Annotated in this window: 15 protein-coding genes; 7 read left to right on the forward strand and 8 right to left on the reverse strand. The window is 67.4% G+C overall.

What is annotated here, in order from left to right; translation table 11 throughout:
- Positions 1 to 15: 15 nt before the first annotated feature.
- Both A5780_RS05880 and A5780_RS05885 read right to left on the reverse strand, forming a co-directional pair.
- The gene (locus A5780_RS05880) at positions 16 to 1137 is read right to left on the reverse strand and encodes an acyl-CoA dehydrogenase family protein (protein WP_063028198.1); all 1122 of its coding nucleotides are present in this window, start codon (positions 1135 to 1137) and stop codon (positions 16 to 18) included.
- A gap of 124 nt (positions 1138 to 1261) precedes the next feature.
- Positions 1262 to 2275 carry an AraC family transcriptional regulator gene (locus A5780_RS05885; RefSeq protein WP_064907941.1) on the reverse strand — a complete coding sequence of 338 codons (1014 nt, stop codon included), beginning with the start codon at positions 2273 to 2275 and terminating at the stop codon, positions 1262 to 1264.
- Positions 2276 to 2425: 150 nt separating this feature from the next.
- Between A5780_RS05885 and A5780_RS05890 the strand changes: the two genes are divergently transcribed.
- Together A5780_RS05890 and A5780_RS05895 are read left to right on the forward strand one after the other, a co-directional pair.
- Positions 2426 to 3433, forward strand: coding sequence for a zinc-binding alcohol dehydrogenase family protein (locus A5780_RS05890; RefSeq protein WP_064907942.1), 1008 nt, complete (start codon positions 2426 to 2428; stop codon positions 3431 to 3433).
- 69 nt (positions 3434 to 3502) lie between these two features.
- Positions 3503 to 4423: an alpha/beta fold hydrolase gene (locus A5780_RS05895; RefSeq protein WP_082856940.1), complete on the forward strand. Its 921-nt coding sequence runs from the start codon at positions 3503 to 3505 to the stop codon at positions 4421 to 4423.
- A gap of 5 nt (positions 4424 to 4428) precedes the next feature.
- Here the strand turns inward: A5780_RS05895 and A5780_RS05900 are convergent, their stop codons facing one another.
- The 5 genes from A5780_RS05900 to A5780_RS05920 form a co-directional block, all read right to left on the reverse strand.
- The gene (locus A5780_RS05900) at positions 4429 to 5829 is read right to left on the reverse strand and encodes a wax ester/triacylglycerol synthase family O-acyltransferase (protein WP_064907944.1); all 1401 of its coding nucleotides are present in this window, start codon (positions 5827 to 5829) and stop codon (positions 4429 to 4431) included.
- Positions 5830 to 5885: 56 nt separating this feature from the next.
- Positions 5886 to 6602, reverse strand: a complete 717-nt coding sequence (locus A5780_RS05905) for a polysaccharide deacetylase family protein (RefSeq protein WP_064907946.1) — start codon at positions 6600 to 6602, stop codon at positions 5886 to 5888.
- 45 nt (positions 6603 to 6647) lie between these two features.
- Entirely contained in the window at positions 6648 to 8660 is a 2013-nt protein-coding gene (locus A5780_RS05910) for an SDR family oxidoreductase (RefSeq protein WP_064905483.1), read from the reverse strand.
- 317 nt (positions 8661 to 8977) lie between these two features.
- Entirely contained in the window at positions 8978 to 9658 is a 681-nt protein-coding gene (locus A5780_RS05915; protein ID WP_064907947.1) for a heme oxygenase (biliverdin-producing), read from the reverse strand.
- A gap of 388 nt (positions 9659 to 10046) precedes the next feature.
- Positions 10047 to 10796: a helix-turn-helix transcriptional regulator gene (locus A5780_RS05920; protein WP_064907948.1), complete on the reverse strand. Its 750-nt coding sequence runs from the start codon at positions 10794 to 10796 to the stop codon at positions 10047 to 10049.
- Between the two features lie 276 nt (positions 10797 to 11072).
- Here A5780_RS05920 and A5780_RS05925 point away from each other — a divergent pair, with 276 nt between their 5' ends.
- The 4 genes from A5780_RS05925 to A5780_RS05940 all read left to right on the forward strand — a co-directional run bounded on the left by A5780_RS05925 (position 11073) and on the right by A5780_RS05940 (position 15736).
- Complete coding sequence (locus A5780_RS05925; protein ID WP_231982860.1) at positions 11073 to 11378, forward strand: hypothetical protein; 306 nt, start codon at positions 11073 to 11075, stop codon at positions 11376 to 11378.
- Between the two features lie 245 nt (positions 11379 to 11623).
- Positions 11624 to 13468: an asparagine synthase (glutamine-hydrolyzing) gene (gene asnB, locus A5780_RS05930; protein WP_064907949.1), complete on the forward strand. Its 1845-nt coding sequence runs from the start codon at positions 11624 to 11626 to the stop codon at positions 13466 to 13468.
- 186 nt (positions 13469 to 13654) lie between these two features.
- On the forward strand, positions 13655 to 14890 hold the full coding sequence (locus A5780_RS05935) for a cytochrome P450 (RefSeq protein ID WP_063013140.1): 1236 nt from the start codon (positions 13655 to 13657) through the stop codon (positions 14888 to 14890).
- A gap of 126 nt (positions 14891 to 15016) precedes the next feature.
- Positions 15017 to 15736, forward strand: coding sequence for a TetR/AcrR family transcriptional regulator (locus A5780_RS05940; RefSeq protein WP_030517733.1), 720 nt, complete (start codon positions 15017 to 15019; stop codon positions 15734 to 15736).
- 28 nt (positions 15737 to 15764) lie between these two features.
- On the opposite strand, the gene A5780_RS05945 is transcribed toward A5780_RS05940, so the two are convergent.
- A complete protein-coding gene (locus tag A5780_RS05945; RefSeq protein WP_063013138.1) occupies positions 15765 to 17147 on the reverse strand; it encodes a threonine/serine exporter ThrE family protein in 1383 nt (460 codons plus the stop codon).
- Between the two features lie 200 nt (positions 17148 to 17347).
- Between A5780_RS05945 and A5780_RS05950 the strand changes: the two genes are divergently transcribed.
- Positions 17348 to 19369 carry an acyl-CoA dehydrogenase gene (locus A5780_RS05950; RefSeq protein WP_082976300.1) on the forward strand — a complete coding sequence of 674 codons (2022 nt, stop codon included), beginning with the start codon at positions 17348 to 17350 and terminating at the stop codon, positions 19367 to 19369.
- The last annotated feature ends 39 nt before the right edge of the window (positions 19370 to 19408 follow it).

A 19408-nucleotide genomic window follows, 5' to 3' on the forward strand; every position in this document is an offset into this window, starting at 1 on the left:
CTCTCACCAGGCAATCTACAAGCTACGCCCGATAATCAGCTTCATGATCTCGTTCGTCCCGCCATAGATCTTCTGGATCCGAGCATCCGTGAACACCCGTGAGATCGGGTATTCCGCCATGTACCCATATCCGCCGAACAGCTGGAGGCATTCGTCGGCGACGCGGCATTGTTGTTCTGTCAGCCACCATTTCGCTTTGGCGGCGGTGGGGATGTCGAGCTCGGCGCGGAGGTGTTTGGCGACGCAGTCGTCGAGGAAGGCCCAGGCGACCGAGGCGATGGTGTCGCATTCGGCGAGGGTGAATTGGGTGTTCTGGAAGTTGAAGATGGGTTTGCCGAAGGCCTGGCGTTCCTTGGTGTAGGCGACGGTCATCTCGACGGTCTTCTCGATCGCTGCCGCGGCGGCGACGGCCAGGATCAGACGCTCCTGCGGTAGTTGCTGCATGAGCTGGATGAAGCCGGTGCCCTCGGTGGCGCCGAGGAGGTTGGTCTTCGGGACGCGTACGGCGTCGAAGAACAGTTCGCAGGTGTCCTGGCCGTGCTGGCCGACCTTCTCGAGGTTGCGGCCGCGCCGGAAGCCGTCTCGGTCGGTCTCGACGGCGATCAGCGAAACCGATTCCGCGCCTTTGCCTTCGGAGGTCTTGGCGGCGACGATCACCAGATCGGCGAGCAGGCCGTTGGAGATGAAGGTCTTGGCGCCGTCGATGACGTAGTGGTCACCGTCGGCGACCGCGCGGGTGCGGATGCCCTGCAGGTCGGAACCGGTGCCGGGTTCGGTCATGGCGATGGCGGCGACGATCTCGCCGGAGGCCATCTTCGGCAGCCATGCCTGCTTCTGTTCCTCGGTGCCGTAGGCGTTGATGTAGTGCGCGACGATCGTGGAATGCACCGGGTTGCCGAGGCTGGGCGCCATGGCGCGGGTCTGCTCGATCGCGATCACGGCCTCGTGGGCGAAGGTGCCGCCGCCACCGCCGTACTCCTCGGGGATGGAGATGCACAGCAGACCCAATTCGCCTGCGCGGTTCCAGATTTCGCGGTCGACGTGGTGCTGGCGGCCCCAGCGATCCTCGTTCGGTGCGCACTCCTTCTCGAAGAAGCGGCGCGCCAAATCGGTGAGCGCGTCGAGATCTTCGTCCATCCACGGGGACCGATGCACCGGCACGGGGAAACTCCTCTGGTCGAATACAGTGTTCGTTCGCCAAGGTAGGAGCGCGCCGCGCGGCAGCCAATGACCGCAGCGCTCGATCTTGTGACCGGATCGCTCAGGGCGCGGCGGCGGGACCGCGATAGGAACCGGGGGAGCTGCCGGTCCAGCGCCGGAACGCGCGGGAGAAGGCGCTGGGTTCGGAGAATCCGAGCCGGCGCGATATCGCTGTCACCGTCTCGCCGCGCACCAGCGCCGCGATCGCGGCATCGCGCAGGATCTGTTCGCGGATGCGGCTGGGCGAGGTATGTTCCTCGCTCAATTTGCGCCGCAGTGTCGCGGGGCTGACGGACAGTTCGCCGGCGATCTGTTCGACACCGGGCCAGTGCCGTGGTCCGCCGCGCTCCAGGATCCGGCGCACCTGCGCCGCGGTGGACACCGAATCGTCGCCGCGGCCGATCACGGCCTCGGGGGCGTTGCGCAGGAAGCGCAGCAGATCGTCCTCGTCGCGCACGAGGGGTGCGGTGAGCAGGGCGGCATCGAACACCAGGGCCGGATGGGGCGCCGAAAAGTGCACGGGCGCATCGAAGATCAGGTCGTAGTCGTCGAGATCGTTGGGCGGATAGGGGACTTCGACGCGCAGCAGTCGCAGCGAGCCGCCCACCGACCAGTCCAGGAAGCGGTAGACGACCATCAGCATGGTGTCGATGATCAGGCTGTGTGGATGACGGATATCGCTGAGGTCGAACGCGATTCGCGCCTCGCGGGCGTCGGTGCTCAGCTGTAGCGGCGGAAATCCCGGCAGGGCCTTCTGGAACATCCGGAACCGGAGCAGTGCGGTGGCGAGATCGCGGGAACCGAGCAGGGCGAAGCACACCAGCCGGAAGGTGCCGCGCGGCATCGGGTGACGGCCCAATCCGAGTAGTTCGTCGTCGGTGCTGCGCCACAGTTGCTGCACCAGATGCACGGCTTGCCCGACGGTGACGCGGGCGCGGCCCTGGTTCAGCAGTTGCGGCGCGATGCCGGCTTCGGCGAGCAGTTCCCCGGTGTCCCACCCGCGCCGGCGCGCCAGGTCGACGATCGCGTGCACGCGCCCGATGGGCAGCGTGAAGGCGGTCGACGGCGGGGGCACTCGGCGACGCTATCAACGCCGCGTTCCGGCGCTCGTGACCGCCTCGGCGGCCGGATGTGCCGGGTTCGTCCGCGTGCACGACTACCATCGATCTTCCCGCCGTGGCGCGGGCGTTCCGGTGTCGGAAGGAGTGCGATGAGCCCTGCGACGATGGCCGCCTGGCAGGTGGTGCGGCCCGGTCCGATCGACGAATCCCCGCCGGTCCGCGCCCGGATCCCGATTCCCGAGCCGGCCGCGGGAGAGGTGCTGGTGCGAGTGCTGGCCTGCGGCGTGTGCCGCACCGATCTGCATGTCGCCGAGGGTGATCTGCCGGTGCACCGGCAGCGGGTGGTGCCCGGTCACGAGGTCGTGGGGGAGGTGGTGGCTGCGGGTGCCGGAGCGACGGCTGTCGCGCCCGGTGACCGGGTCGGTATCGCGTGGTTGCGCAGCACGTGCGGGGTGTGCGCGTACTGCCGCCGCGGCGCGGAGAATCTGTGCCCGAATTCGCGCTACACCGGATGGGACGCCGACGGTGGTTACGCCGAATATGCCACGGCGCCTGCCGATTACGTGTATCTGCTGCCTTCCGGGTATGCCGACGCGGAATTGGCCCCCTTGCTCTGCGCGGGCATCATCGGCTACCGGGCGCTGCGACGGGCCTCACTGCCGCCGGGGGGACGGCTCGGTATCTACGGTTTCGGCGGCAGCGCGCATCTGGCCGGCCAGGTCGCCCTGGCTCAGGGCGCCGAGGTGCACGTGATGACCCGCGACGCCGCCGCGCGGGAGTTGGCCCTGGCGCTGGGCGCGGCCTCGGCGCAGGGCGCGGCCGACCCGCCGCCGGTGCCGCTGGATTCGGCGATCCTGTTCGCGCCGGTCGGGGACCTCGTGCTGCCCGCGTTGGAGGGGCTGGACCGCGGTGGTGTGCTGTCGATCGCGGGTATCCACCTCACGGACATCCCGGTGCTGAACTATCAGCGCCATCTGTTCCAGGAGCGCGAGATCCGTTCGGTCACGGCCAACACGCGCGCGGACGGCCGCGAATTCCTGGAATTCTGCGCTCGGCACCGGATGCAGGTTCGCATCAACCCCTATCCGCTCGAATCCGCCGACCGGGCCCTGGCCGACCTGGCACACGGCCGATTCGCCGGGGCGGCTGTGCTGCTGCCCGGAGCCCGCTGACCGCACCCGGTACCATCGAATTGGAACGCGTTCTAATTCATGACCGGGCCGGCGGTGCAGGAGGTTGCGATGGCGGCGGAGCGGCAGACGGCGGGCAATGGTCGCGGGGCGGCCGGCGGGCGCTTCGGTACGCGCGTATCGGGCACGACCTCGGTGCCCGCGGGGCGAATGGTGGATCTGCCCGGGCGCGGGCGGACCTATCTGGTCGATATTCCGGGGCCCGAGGGCGCACCGACGGTGATCCTGTTGCACGGTCTGGTGACCACGGCGATGCTGAACTGGTTTCCGGCCCTGGCGGAGTTGTCCGAGCACTATCGGGTGGTGCTGTTCGACCAACGCTGGCACGGGCACGGAATCCGTTCGCCGCGTTTCGATCTCGACGAACTGGCCGACGACGTCGTCGCTGTCGCGGAGGTGACCGGCGTGGACCGGCCGATCCTGGCGGGGTACTCCATGGGCGGCATCGTCGCCCAAACGGTCGCGCACCGGCGCCCGGACCTCGTCGGCGGCCTGGTGCTGTGCGCGACGACTTACCGTTTCCGGGAGAAATGGCGGGAACGGCTGTTCCACGGCGGGATGGCGCTGCTCGCCGGGGTGATGACCGAGACGGCGGGTCGTAGAGTGGCGGAGGCGGCGACCAAACTGCCGCATGTGCCCGAAATATCCTGGGAGACAGGGCGAATGGATCGCTGGGCGCTGGCGGAGCTGCGCACTACCAGCGGGTGGGCGATGACTCAGGCGATCGCCGAATTGGGGCGCTTCGATTCCTCGCCGTGGCTGTCGAGCCTGCGGGTGCCCACGGGCGTGGTGATCACGACACACGACCGCGCGCTGCCGGTCTATCGGCAGCTGGAGATGGCGACAATGATCGCCGGCGCGGAGATTTTCCTCGTATCGGCCGGACATGCGGCATGTGTACTCGAGGCGGACGCCTTTGTCCCTGTGCTCCTCGAGGCCTGCGCGGCGGTGGCCGCTCGGCGGGAGAGCTGAGGCGCTCAGCGCTGGGTCTGAGCCGCCTTCAGTAGCGCGGAGATGCTGTCGTGTACGGCGTCGGCCATCCGGTCCGGATCGGGAACCAGTTCACGGCAGGCGATGAAGCCGAAATCGAGATCGCCGTTGGCCGACAGCACCGTGACGTTGAGGCCGGCGCCGTGGAAGACCGGGCCGAACGGGAACAGCGCGTCGATGCGGTAGCCGAGGAAGTACAGCGGCTGCTGCGGTCCGGGCACATTGGAGATCACCAGGTTGTGCACCACCGGATGCCGTTCGGCGAGTTTGAACGACGAATAGGCGCGCACCGCGATCCGGAAGGTGTTCGGCGGCGCGTATTCGGCCCAATCCTGCAGGAAGTCCGCGCCCAGGACTTCGTGTTCCTCCTTGGCGCCGACGTTGGCCTCCGCGATGAGCCGCAGCCGTTCCACCGGATCCTCGACGTCGGTGTAGAGCTGGGCGAACAGCGTCGACACCTTATTGACGCCGCGTTCGTGCCGTGTCGTCTCGTGGGTGGAGACGGGCACCGAGGCGATCAGCGAGGTGTCCGGTAATTCGTCGTGTTCGCTCAGGTATTGCCGGAGCGCCCCCGCGATGACGGTGAGGACGACATCGTTGATCTTCACGCCGAACGCCGCCCGGATCTCCTTGATATCGGCGAGCGGGGCGGTGGTGAAGGCGACGCTGCGATGACGGGTGATGGTGCGGTTGAACGGCGTGCGCGGCGCGGTGAACGGAATTGCCATGCCCTGTTTGTCGGCACGCCTGCGCTGCACCATCCCGCCGAGCTTGCCCAGCGTCTTGGGCACCATGCCGACCACGCCGAGTTTCGCCGGCATCCGCACCAGCCCTTCGGCCGCGAGGGCGAGATCGTTGGGTTCGGCGGACTTCGTGTCGGTGTCGGCCGGCGGATCGGGGTAGTGCACACCCGGCTCGGCATCGCACAGATAGGCCATCATGTTGGCGCCGGTGACGCCGTCGACGGCGGCGTGATGGTATTTCGACACCACGGCGACCTTGCCGTCGGCCAGGCCCTCGATCACCCACATCTCCCACAGCGGCCGGGCGCGGTCCATCGGCTGTGCGGCGATGTCGCCGACGAGTTCGGCCAGTTCCTTCGGGCCGCCGGGGGAGGGCAGCCCGAGGCGTCGGACGTGCCGGTCGAGGTCGAAGTCGTTATCGGTGACCCAGACCGGGTGGTCGAGGTCGAACGGGACCCGATGGACGCGGCGGCGCATGGAGGGGATCAGGTGCAGGCGGCGGCCCAGTTCCTCCTTCAGCGCGGTGAATTCGTAGTCGGTCCCGTCGGCGGGCGGGTCGAGAATCAGCAGCGCGCACACGTGCAGTAGTTGGGTGTCGGTCTCCAGGTACAGAAAGCTGGCATCCAGCCCGGTCAGTCGCTCCATACCTACAGACTATTAGAACACGTTCTAGTTTTGGCCGAAACGGCCGGGGAGTTCGGTCACATTCCGGTGGGTTTCGTGCCAGCGATCAGTTGCGAGACGGTCACGAAACCGTAACCGCGCGAACGGAGTTCCGCGACGATGCGCGGAATCGCTGCCGCCGCGGCCGACTGGTACATCGCATGCAACAGAATGATCGAACCCGGCCGGGCGCGGTTCACCGTCTTCGAGACTATGGCATCGGTGCTCGCCCCACCGGCGGAATCGGATTCGACATCCCACATCACGGTGGTGCGGTCGTGGTGCGACAGATACCAGGGGAGTGCGACCAGCTTCTTTCCGTAGGGCGGGCGGAAGGTCACCGGGCCGTGGTATCCGGTGCGCTCGATTTCGGCGTCGGTGCGCTCGACCTCGTCGCGGACCGTGGCCGGGGTGACGAAGACCAGCCGCGGGTGGGTGTAGCTGTGGTTACCGAGCTCGTGCCCGGCCGCCGCGATCTGCGCCCCGTAGTCGCGATGGGCCGCCAGGTCGCGGCCGACGAGGTAGAAGGTGGCCGGAACATGTTCGGCGGCAAGGGTTTCCAGAATCGCGGGGGTGCGGTCGGTGGGGCCGTCGTCGATGGTCAGCGCGACGACCTTTGCGCTGGTGTCGACGCGGTGGACCAAGCGGCCGGCGACCTGGAAGGTCCGCGAATTCATCAGGACGTAGGTGCCGATCGACAGCACTGCCGCGAGGACGACGACGATCGCGCCGCCGAGCAGAAGCCTGCGTTTCACCGGCGAAACCTACCACCGGACACCGGGTCCGGTGGTAGGTGCGGATCACCAGTGCAGGCCGGGCAGCCGGTTGACGATACGAGCCGCGGGGGTGGGCAAACCCATCAGCGGCTGCACCACCGGCGCGAGCGCGAGCAGCGGACTGCGGCCGCCGGTCTCGCCCGTATCGGCGGCGGCGCGGCCGTGCTTGGCCGCGGTGGATTCGCCCGTCCGCCGGAAGCCTTGGTGCAGAATGGCCTTCTTCACCGAGGGCATGACCGTGTCGATGACCTGGGCGAAGGTGCCGATCGGAGTGTCGATGCGCGCGGGCCGCTCCTCGAGTGCGCGCACCACGATCGCCGCCGCCTGTTCAGGGCTGTGCACCGGCAGTGACCGGTACATCTCGGTCGGGGCGATCATCGGCGTGCGCACCAACGGCATCCGCACCGAGGTGAAGGTGATGCCGGCGTCGGCGTTCTCGACCGCCGCGATCTCGCTGAAGGTGTCCAGTGCCGATTTGCTCGCCACGTACGCGGCGAAGCGCGGCAGTTTGGTCTGCACCGCGATCGAGGAGATGTTGACCACGTGGCCGAATCGGCGCTCCCGCATGGCCGGCAGCAGCGCCAGGATCAGCCGCACCGCTCCGAAGTAGTTGACGGCCATCGTCCGCTCGAAGTCGTGCATGCGGTCGGTGGAGTTCAGCACCGAGCGGCGGATCGAACGCCCGGCGTTGTTCACCACGTAGTCGACATGGTGATGGTCGGCGAGCACCTGCTTGACCAGCAGTTCGACCGCCTTCTCGTCGGTGATGTCGCACGAATAGCTGTAGGCGTCGCCGCCCTGCTCGCGCACCTGGGCGGCCGCCGCCTCGAGCTCGTCGACCCCGCGCGCCACCATCAGCACCGTCGCGCCGCGCTGCGCCACCGCGTGCGCGGTCGCCAGGCCGATCCCGGAGGAAGCGCCGGTGATGAGCACGATGCGGTCGCGCAGCCGGTCCCCGCCGCCGTGGCGGCGCGCCCGGTCGGGATCCAGGTGGGCGCGCCAGTACCGCCACAGATTCTCGGCGTAGGTGTCGAAGGCGGGGACCTCGAGATCGGTGCGGCGCAGCAGCGCCCGGGTGGAATCGGAAACGAATTCCGACGCGAACGAGGTGTGCGGGGCGACCTCGGCGGGAATGCCGAACTGGCTCAACAGGAAATCGCGCGCCGCGGTGACACCGGGCAGCCGGTTCAGCGTTGCCATTGCGGTGTGGCTGCCCGGCACCGGGCCCAAGCCGCCGGGTGCGCCGGCTGCTCGCGACAGCGCGCCGTAGATTTCGGTGAACGGCTGCGGACGCGGGTTGACCAGGTGGAAGGTGCGCTTGTTCAGCCCCGGGCGGCCGATGAGCTCGACCATGGCCTGGGCGACGTAGTCGACCGGGACGATATTGGTCGCGCCGAGATCCGGCAGCGGCAGCGGCAGCCCGCCCGGGAGCGCGGCCAGCCGCGCGATCGCGGGGAAGAAGTAGTACGGACCGTCGATCTTGTCCATCTCGCCGGTGCGGGAATCGCCGACCACGATGGCCGGGCGATACACCCGCCAGCGCAGCCCCGCGCTTTCGCGGACCAGTCGCTCGGCGGCGAATTTCGTTCGGTGGTAAGGAGATTCGAGATTCTGGCCGAGGTCGAAATCGTCTTCGAAGAATTTGCCGCGATGGTCACCGGCCACCGCCACCGACGACACGTGGTGCAGCATCGCATCCAGTTCGGTGGCGAGCGCGATCACCGCGCGGGTGCCGTTCACATTCGCCGCGTAGGCGGATTCCTCATCGGCGGTCATGTCGTAGACCGCGCCCAGATGCACCACATGCTGTGCGGCCGGCGGTTCGTCCACCAGCCCCAGCCCCTCGGCCGTCAGGTCTCCGACCAGCGGAAACACCCGGTCGGTGGCATTCCATCGGGCCGCGAGTTCGGCCAGTTTGGCCGCCGAGGCCTCGCGTACGAGCACGTGCACCACGGCATCGGAATCGGAGGTGAGCAATCCCTCCACCACGCGACGTCCCAGAAAACCCGTTCCACCGGTCACGATATAGGTGGCCATAACCCCTCCTTGCATGTCGAACATGTTGTCGCACAACGTTGTTCGTCCGACATGCGTCGGTGGATGCGGACTGAACGAATCGGCCTCTATCAGAATCGAGGTCGCTGTAGGAACCCCTGCGTGCCTAACTGGTGAGTAACTTTAGCTGGCGGCGAGTTGTGCCCGCAACCAAGCGGCGCCCCCTGTGGTGTGGGACTGGTCACCACGTGGGAGCGCCGATCGGTATGTGTAACAACGATTTTGATGTAACTCGGAGACGCATCTGGCTACTTATTGGCAACCTTCCGGTCGATTGTCCAAGAGCGTCGGAGGTCGGTTCAGCCTTCGCGGCGGACCGGGAATTCGCTTGCCAGATCCGCGAATACGGCACTGTTGAGATCGAAGGCGCGCCGGCACTCGCCGAGTACTCGCTGCTTCTCCAGATCGTCGACGGCCAGTTCGTCGAGCAGGGTGCGGTAGCCGCGCTTGAATGCGGCCGGGTTCGCGATCTGATCGAACACGTAGAAGCGCACCCCGTCGCCACGCTTGGGCAGCTGCCACAGCTTCGCCGCGGTGCCGCGAATGACCTGACCGCCGGACAGATCACCCAGATAGCGGGTGTAGTGGTGGGCCACATAGCCCGCGGACCAGGTCAGTGCGCACTCGGTGATGCGGGCGGCGTACTCGGCGGTGGCGGGCAGGGCGTCGATGTCGTCGCGCCACTGCGGCCCGCCCAGATGCGCCAGATCGTCCTCGAGATGCGCCAGGCGCGCGAGTTCGGGCCGGATGAACGGACCGGCGACCGGATCGTCGACGAGGGTGTCCCAGTGCGCCTCGAGCGCCCGGTAGATGTGCCAGAGCTGGCCGGTGTAGCGATAGAACGCCCGGACGTTCAGGGCGCCGCCCAGCATGTCGCTCATGAAGGTGGAGTTCTCGGCGCGTTCGTGCTGTTCGGCGGTGGCGGAGCGGATCTGCGCGGAGAACGGCACGGGCTGCTCGGTGGAGGTGGCGTCCGGCATGATCGGAGATTTCCTCGCTTCGTGGGGCGACAAGTATGGGTAACCTAACTTCGCCTCCGACGATACCGGTCGACAAGCGTGACGGAATCAAACTTTCGGACGAGAAACCCGCGCGCGGCAGTGTGCGCGGCGACGGCGGCCGCCGATGAACTGCCCTTTTGTCGCCGACGGCGGACGAGTGAACAAATCGTGCAAACCTCACCGCCTTTGCGAGTTTTCCGGCATTTTCGCGGAGGTTTGCACGAAAAGTTCGGCACAACCGCCTGCGACCGTGTTCTCCATGCGGATCGACGTTCGGTGCCGGCCGCGGACATAGTTCGTGGGCGCGGTCTTCCCGCCACAGCAGGGCGAGTATGCGATGCCGGTAATGCGGCAGAACCCTTGCGGATCAATCGCTTCGGGGTGGGTGATCATACTTCTCGATCGTGGCTTTCGATGTGGATCGGTCCTGCAGGGCCAGCTCCCACGGCCCGACGTTCACGTCGAAGTTCTTGCCGAAGCCGACCCACTTGCCCGCCAGCCGGGTGGCGGTGAGTTCCGACAGCAGCTGGATCGCCCCGAAATACCGTGCGCCTTTGTAGTAGCCGCTCGGTGCAGTAGTTTCCGACCAGGTGCCCGTCGCGATATGCCCGTCGAGGGTGAGGTCGAGTTCGAGTGTGCCCGCCGCCGACTTCGGCAGGCTGCGTACGGTGAGCCGCTGCTCGTGCTGGAGCACGACCACGTAATGCGAGGACGTAAAGGTCTGTTCGCGGCCGGAGGAGTAGAACTCGTAGCGGGACAACCAGATTCCGGAGTACGTGCCGGAATTGGGCTGCGGTGCGGACTGGCCGGGATGGCGTTCCCGGGGGACGTCACCGATGGCTGAGTGGACTTCGTGGCCGGCCGTGTCGTCGCCGGACAGGCTGCGTCCGGCCATCACGGCGCCGAATCCGAGGCTTTCGATGGGCAGGCGCATCACCTGTTCCAACGCCCGCGCATGCGACGGGCGGGGATTGGCGGTCGCGCCGGATTCCCATCGCTGCACGAGTCGTTTCGTCGCACTGGCGCATCCGGCCTCGCGCAGCATGCGGGCGAGATCATCTTGGCTCAGCAGCCGCGCCGTGCGGGCGGCGCGCAACGCGACGTTCGGCGTTCTCATGCGCCCACCGTAGAGCAATGACGCCTGAATGTCGCCCCGTTTGTGTGCTGATTGACGCCGTTTTCGTCGTCGCCCGGCGGCGGTGGTCCGCGCGAATCTGTCCGTAGTTCCGGCGCCGGGAGCTTCGGTTCCGGGCGCCGGGGGATTCCGAACCGAACAGCGAGGGGTGTGTGCGATGTGGGTCTTGTTCCTGCTCACCGTGGGATTGCTCGTGGTGACTGTCGCGCTGGTGCGCCTTCCGCTGCGCGGCGAGGTGCGTCGCCGGGATCGGCGGTCGTGAGGGATGCGTGCCCGGTCGCGCTGGGGTGGGTGCATCCGGAGTCGCCGTGTCTCGACTGGGATATCGCTCAGGTACGGCGGCTGGCGGTGCGGCTGGGCTATCGGCTGGTGTGGGCGCCGGAGACGAGTCGGATACCGCTCGCTGATCAGGTTCGAGCGGCCGGTGCCGACGTCGTAATTGCGCCGTCGACAGAGCATTTCGACTTTCTCGCCCTGAATTCTGTGATGGCCGTCGCCGACGTCGCAACCGTGAATCCGCGGTTGTCGTTCGCGCGGTGGGCTACCGGTGGGCAACCCAACTGAGAGCCGTTGTGGGGGCGGGGTGACGATAGGGGTGGTGGCGCGTTTCGGACGGTGTGGTCCGGTGCGGCGAAACGAGTGTTTCCGGACGTTCGCCCGCCGCGGGCGAACCGAACTATTCGGGCGAAAGCGACGAGTTCGGACAAGCTCGGACAAGTCGGACGCATGGTAGCGCGCGCGAGACTCCTTGTGTTACAACGGTTTTACGGATAGTTCCCTAAGCTAATTAATTATTGAGAGGCGGCGGAATGTGCGGAATCGCGGGCTGGGTGGCGTTCTCGGACGACCTCACCCGGCAGCAGGGGGTTGTCGACGCGATGACCGAAACCATGGCCTGTCGCGGGCCGGACGGGCGGGGCACCTTCGTTCGTACACACGCGGCACTGGGGCACCGACGGCTGGCCATCATCGACCTGCCGGGCGGGACGCAGCCGATGACCGTACCGACCCCGGCCGGCGACGTAGCGATGGTGTACTCGGGGGAGGCCTACAACTTCCGTGAACTGCGCGAGGAGCTGCGCGGACTCGGGCACCGCTTCGACACCGACAGCGACACCGAGGTGGTATTGCACGGCTATCTGCAATGGGGTGAGTCCGTCGTCGACCACCTCAACGGCATGTACGCCTTCGCGATCTGGGACCAGCGCGACCAGAAGCTGGTGATGGTGCGCGACCGGATGGGGATCAAACCGTTCTACTACTACCCGACCCCCGACGGTGTGCTGTTCGGCTCCGAGCCGAAGGCCATCCTCGCCAACCCGCTGGCGGCCGCGACCGTCGACCTGGACGGTCTGCGCGAGCTGTTCGCCATGACCAAACAGCCCGGCTGGTCGCTGTGGAAGGGGATGGAAGAGGTGCTGCCGGGCACGCTGGTCACGGTGGACCGCAACGGAATTCGCACCCGCACCTACTGGCGGCTGCATGCCGTCGAGCACGCCGATAGCCAGGAACGGACCGTCGCCCGGGTGCGTGAGCTGCTGACCGACATCGTCGATCGCCAGCTCATCTCCGATGTGCCGCGCTGCGTGCTGCTCTCGGGCGGACTGGACTCGAGCGCGATCACCGGCCTGGCCGCGGCCCGGCTCGCCCGCGACGGCGAGCAATTGCGCACGTTCTCGGTGGATTTCGCCAACCAGGAGCAGAACTTCGTTCCCGACGAGATGCGCGACACCCCGGATTCGCCGTTCGTGCGGGAGGTGGCAGCCCTTGTGCGCTCGGCCCATCGCGACGTGATGTTGAATCCGGCGGATCTGGCCGATCCGGCGGCGCGGCGCGCGGTCGTCACCGCCCGCGACATTCCTGTCGGTTTCGGCGATATGGACACCTCGCTGTATCTGCTGTTCGCGGCGATCCGGCAGCAATCGACCGTGGCGCTGTCGGGGGAGTCGGCCGACGAGGTGTTCGGCGGGTATCGCTGGTTCCACGACGAGGTGGCACTGAAGGAGGACAACTTTCCGTGGCTCGCGTTCAACAGCGCCCTGACCGGCGACTCCCGCTGGCAGATCCTGAACCCGGCCCTGCGTGAACGGCTCCGGCTCGAGGAGTTCGTCGCCGACCAGTACAGCGCGGCGGTGGCCGAGGTCGAGCACCTCGACGGCGAATCCGAGGTCGAACACCGGATGCGGACTGTTTGCCACCTGCACCTGACCCGGTTCGTCCGCACGTTGCTCGACCGTAAGGACCGCGCGTCGATGGCGGTCGGCCTCGAGGTGCGGGTGCCGTTCTGCGACCACCGCCTGGTCGAATACGTCTACAACACCCCGTGGTCGCTGAAGACGTTCGACGGCCGGGAGAAGAGCCTGCTGCGGCATGCGGCCGAGCATGTGCTGCCGGAATCGGTCGTGCGGCGCGTCAAGAGCCCGTACCCGTCGACGCAGGATCCGGGCTACGCGGCGGTGCTGCAGCAGCAGGCGAAACATGTTCTCGCCGAGAGTGATTCACGGCTGTTCGACCTCATCGACCGGCAGTGGCTGCAGCGGGCGGTTGCCCTCGACCCGGCGGGCATCGACAGCGCCGAGCGCGCCGGATTGGACCGCATCATCGATCTGCACACCTGGCTGGAGCTGTATTCTCCGCAACTGCAGCTGGATTGAGCGCTCGTCCGGGCCGGCCCCGTCCCCCCTCGGAGCCGGCCCGGACGCTGTCCATGCTAGTCAAATACCTTGCCAGCCGTTTGCTCGCGCGCCGGAACAAGCACGTGAACATTATTTACTAATAGGTGTTCACAAAACGGGTGTGGTGTGGTTCACTTCATAGGAACGTGTTCCAAAGGAGGTACCGTGTCCGCGCCGTCTCTGCCGTCCATCAGTCACGATTTCGATTTCACCGACCCCGATCTGCTGTCGCAGCGCCTGCCCGTGGCCGAATGGGCCGAACTGCGCCGCACCGCCCCGGTGTGGTGGGTCGACCAGCCCAACGGAGTGAGTGGATTCGACGACGGCGGCTACTGGGTGGTGAGCCGGCTCGACGACATCAAGGAGATCTCGAAGAACTCCGAGGTCTTCTCCACCCACGAGAACACCGCGGTGATCCGTTTCAAGGGCGACATCACCCGCGAGGAGATCGAGATCCAGCGGGCCATGCTGGTCAACACCGATCCGCCGGCGCACGACAAGCTGCGCCGCATCATTTCGCGCGGCTTCACCCCGCGTGCGGTGGAGAGCCTGCGGGCCGCGCTGCGCGAGCGGGCCGAGCGGATCGTGCACGAGGCGAAGAAGACCGGCGGCGGCGACTTCGTCCAGCAGGTGGCCTGTGAGCTGCCGCTGCAGGCCATCGCCGAACTGCTCGGCGTGCCGCAGGAGGATCGCGTCAAGCTGTTCGAGTGGTCCAACCAGATGATGGGCTACGACGACCCCGAGTACGCCGACAGCTACAAGATGGCCAACGCCCAGGTCATGGGCTACGCGTGGAACCTCGCCGAGGAGAAGCGCAAATGCCCGGCCGACGACATCGTCTCCCAGCTGCTCAACGCCGATATCGAGGGTGAGGCGCTGGGCTCGGAGGAGTTCGCGTGGTTCGTCATCCTGCTGGCCGTGGCCGGTAACGAGACCACGCGCAACGCCACCACCCACGGCATGAAGGCCTTCGTGGACAACCCGGCGCAGTGGGAGCTCTACAAGGCCGAGCGGCCGCGCACCGCGCCCGACGAGATCGTGCGCTGGGCGACCCCGGTCATCGCGTTCCAGCGAACCGCGTTGTCGGACACCGAAATCGGCGGTCAGGCCATCAAGAAGGGCCAGCGGGTCGGCCTGTTCTACTCCTCGGCGAACTTCGACGAGGAGCGTTTCGACAAGCCGTTCGACTTCGACATCATGCGAAACCCGAACCCGCACGTGGGTTTCGGCGGCACCGGCACCCACTACTGCGTCGGCGCCAACCTGGCCCGGCTGCAGCTGGATCTGATCTTCAACGCCATCGCCGACGTGATGCCCAACCTGCGTGAGGTTTCCGAGCCGGTCCGGCTACGCTCGGGCTGGTTGAACGGAATCAAGAGCTGGCAGGTCGCCTACGAGTGAGCGCCGCGGCCGCCGGGGCAGCGCCCTCGGCGTCCCCGGTCTCCGGCGGCCCAGGACACAGCGTGCGTACCGGCCTCGACGTACCCGTGACGTCGGGGCCGGTGCGCATGCGACGAAGGACGACGCATGACAGCCGCACGACGGGGCCGGATGCCCGCGGTCAGCGACGCCGACATTCGGCGCGTGGCCCGCACGCTCCTGGTGGAGCAGGGACCCGAGGCGGTGACCCTGCGCGCCATCGCGCGTGAGCTGGGTATCACCGCACCCGCGTTGTATCGGTACTACGCCTCCCGCGACGACCTGGTGGGTGCGCTGCGCAGCGATATCTGCGCCGACCTGGCCCAGGAGCTCGCCGAACAGGTGGCCGAGTTGCCCGAGGACGGCATGGTCCAGCTGTTCGCCATCTGCAAGGGTTTCCGGCAGTGGGCCCTGGCTCACGCCCACGAGTTCACGCTCGTCTTCGCCTCGCCGGCCGGGGGGTCGGCCAGCGCCATGCGGCAATTCGACGAACCGTTCGGCCGCATCTTCCTGGAGGCCGCGGGCCGGCTGCTGACCACCTACGACATCGTCACCCCGCCGACCGATGTGATCCCGCACGCGCTGCGCGAAGACCTCATCGGATTCCAGACCGAACTGCTCACCGTGCTCGCCGAATCGGGGCAGAAATTCCCGGCCGAGAAGCTGGACCTGGGTGTCACCTATCTGATGATCCAGTTCTGGGCTCGGCTGTACGGGCATGTCACCCTCGAAGTCTTCGGCAACTACCCGATGCCGGTCGGCAACCCTGATGCGCTGTTCGATGCGACGCTGGCCGATCTGGCCCGCTCCATCGGGTTCGCGGCCTGAGGCATCCCGGGCCGCGAACCCGGCGGTCTCAGGTGAAGTCGTCGGGGCGCACCCCGGTGACCCGCCGCAGGATCCGCGGCCGGCGCAGCCACCGGGCGAACCACTCGCCGAGCGTGATACCGCCGCCGAGGGCACAGCCGACCACCAGCGCGGCGAACATCTGATTCAGCCCGACCAGCAGATCGTCGTTGATCAGGGCGAACAGGCCGCGATAGACCTTGAGACCGGGAAGCAGCGGAGTGATGCCCGCGATGGCGACGACCAGCGGGGGCGTCACCGCGCGGCGGGCCAGCAGACCACCGGCGAGACCGATCGCGGTCGCCGAGACCGCGGCCGCGATCACCGGCCCGAAACCGGCGTGCTGCACGAACAGGTAGCACACGGTGATCCCCGCACCGCTGATGGCGGCGACGGCGAGGGCCCGGCGCTCGGCATAACAGGCGAGCGCGAACGCCGCCGCCGCCACCGCACCGGCGGTGATCTTCAACGGCAGATTGGTGATGTCGTAGGACGGCGACATGTCGATCGGCGGCACCTGGGCGCCGAAGGCTTGCGCTCCGCGCAGTGCCAAACCGACCCCGCCGATGATCGCACCGGTCATGACCAGCACTTCCAGCATGCGGGCGGCGGCCGTGATCGGTGCGCCGGTGATCGCGTCCTCGACCGCACCGACCAGCTGTAAACCACTGAGCAGCACGGTGATCCCGGCCGCGACGATCACGCTGGGATTGGTCTCCAACCCCTCGGCGAAGGTCTGCAGCAGTATTGCGGGCAGGGTCGCGATGATGCCGCCCATCATGTTCTGGAAGAAGAAGGGCAGGCCGCGCTTGTTCAGCTCGCGGTTGCATCGGTCGATCAGCAACGTCGTGGCGAAACTCACGGCCGCGACCAGCACGCCACCACCCAGCAACAGCGCGATGGACGCGGCCAGCAACGACCAGCCGAAGGTGGCGACCCACCGGTTGTAGGGGTGCGGGGCGGTGGTGATCGCGTCGAGGGCGGCGTGCGCCTCCTGAGGCGGCACCACCTCGCGGCGGATCCGCCGGGTGAGGCGGTCGACGGCCGACAGGCGAGTGAAGTCCAGCGAGCGGTACTGCACCACCCGCATGGTGCTGGCGGGCGGCAGCGACGGACCCCGATCGGCGGAGATGCGAATCGAGTTGTAGGTCACATCGATATCGCACTGCGCCAAACCGTATGTCGCGGCGATGAATTCGACCTGTGTGCTGGTGTCGGTCACGGCGGTGCCCGACGCGAGCACCACCTCGCCGACTCGCTCGGCCAGGTCGAGCACCTCGGTTACCGCGGCGTCGTCGGTGAGATCGATCGGCTTCAGCGGGGCCGGTGCCTCGACCACCGAGTCCACCGTGGCGCGCCGCTGGGCGACCAGCCGATCGGTTACCGCTCCCATCGCCCGATGCCACAACGAACTCGGCCGGGTTTCCGGCCCCGTGCGGACGAGTTCGGGCTCCAACTCATCTGTCACACTGCACACGGTAGCCGGAGTCGCCGCGCGGCCCGGGGTCAGCTCCCTCACGCCGCCGGAAGCGGCGAATAGAGCAAACCGCTGGTTATCGTCGGTGCTTCCCAGTCCCGCTACAGTCGATAACCATGGGCACCGATACGGCTACGGGTACTGAAGCAGCAGATTCCGTGAGATCGGACTCCGCGCAGTCGGAGGCCGGGACATCGAGCACCGGGACATCGAAGAACGGGAAGTCGACCGCCGACCATCTGCGGGCCGCGCTCGACGGCCCGTGGCGCGAGGTCCGCGAACAGGCGCGAAGGCAGTTGGTCGACGACCGGTTGTTCGGTGATCCCTACCTCGACTACCGCCAGGCTCGCGCGCGAGTACTGGACCAGATGCGCCTCATCGCCGAATTCGGTTATGCGGAAAAAGGTTTCAGCCTGGAGCACGGTGGCACCGGCGATCCCGGCGGGGCCGTGACCGGCCTGGAGATGCTCGCCTACACCGATCTGTCGCTGTGGGTGAAGGCCGGCGTGCAGTGGGGTCTGTTCGGCGGCGCGGTGGAAAACCTCGGCACCGACCGCCACACCGACATCGTCAAACGGCTGCTGTCGCTGGATCTGCTCGGCTGTTTCGCGATGACCGAATCCGGGCACGGCAGCGACGTGGCGAATCTGGAGACCACCGCCACCTACGACCCGGCGACCGGTGAGTTCGTGGTGCACAGCCCGACCGCCTCCGCCCGCAAGGACTACATCGGCGGCGCCGCCGAACACGCCCGGATGGCGGCCGTCTTCGCCCAGCTGATCACCGGCGGCGAGAGCAAGGGCGTGCACTGCTTCCTCGTCCCGATCCGCGACGAGGAGGGCAACGACCTGCCCGGGGTCACCACCTCGGACTGCGGTCTCAAGGGCGGTCTGCCCGGCGTCGACAACGGTCGCATCGAATTCGACCACGTCCGGATCCCGCGGGAGAACCTGCTCAACCGCTACGCCGACGTCGAACCCGACGGGACCTACCGCTCCGATATCGAGAACCCGAGCCGCCGGTTCTTCACCACGCTGGGCACACTGGTGCGCGGACGGATCAGTGTCGGCGGCGCGGCCGCCGCCGGTGCGCGGGTGGCGTTGAGTATCGCGCTGCGCTACGGCGACAAGCGCCGCCAGTTCTCCGATCCGGACGACGGCAGCGAAATCCTGCTGCTGGACTATCGCAGCCATCAGCGCCGACTGTTCCCGCATGTCGCGCGGGCGTTCGCGCTGGCGTTCGCCCAGAACGATCTGGTGCGGCGCATGCACCTGGTGCAGACCGGGCAGAATCTGGACCCGGAGGCGCAGCGCGCGCTGGAGAAGCGGGCCGCCGGCCTGAAGGTCGCCCAGACCCGCCACGCCACCCGATCCATCCAGGAATGTCGCGAATGCTGCGGCGGCGCAGGCTATCTCACCGAGAACCGGCTGGTCACCCTGAAGGCCGACACCGACGTGTTCACCACCTTCGAAGGTGACAACGTGGTGCTGACCCAGCTGGTGGCCAAGGAGCTGCTCACCGCCTACTCGGACGAGGTGCGCGATCTCGACGCGCTCGGCTGGGTGAAATTCGCGGCCACCATGGCCCGCGACGTGGTGCGTGAGACCTCGGGTGTGCGCCAGCTCATCCAGCGCCTGCGCGACCGCTCCGACGACGGCGTCGACGAGGGCGATCTGTCCCGGCGTTCGGTGCAGCTGCAGCTGTTCGCCGACCGCGAGGACTATCTGACCCGCACCGCCGCGCACCGGCTGCGCGCGCGGGCCGAGGAGACCGGGCCGTTCGAGGCGTTCAACAACGCACAGGACCACATCCTCGCCGCCGGTGAGGCGCATATCGACCGGCTGGTGCTGGAGGCGTTCATCGAGGGCATCGCCGATATCGAGGATCCCGACGCGCGAGCGCTGGCCGACACCGTCTGCGATCTGTTCGTGTACTCCACCATCGAACAGAATCAGGCCTGGTACATCATGCACCGCTTCATGTCGGTGGATCGGGCCAAGTCGGTGCGCCGCGGTGTCAACGAACTCGTGGACCGGTTGCGGCCGGAGTCGGTCACACTCGTCGAAGCGCTCGGCGTGCCCGAGGCCATGCTGCGCGCGGCGATGCTCGACGACGCGAGCGTGCATCAGGGCGCGTGAATCCACGCTCGATATCGGCGGCCGGTGACGGTGGGGCGG

This window comes from Nocardia sp. 852002-20019_SCH5090214, from assembly GCF_001665865.1.
GTDB classification, from domain to species: Bacteria; Actinomycetota; Actinomycetes; order Mycobacteriales; family Mycobacteriaceae; genus Nocardia; species Nocardia nova.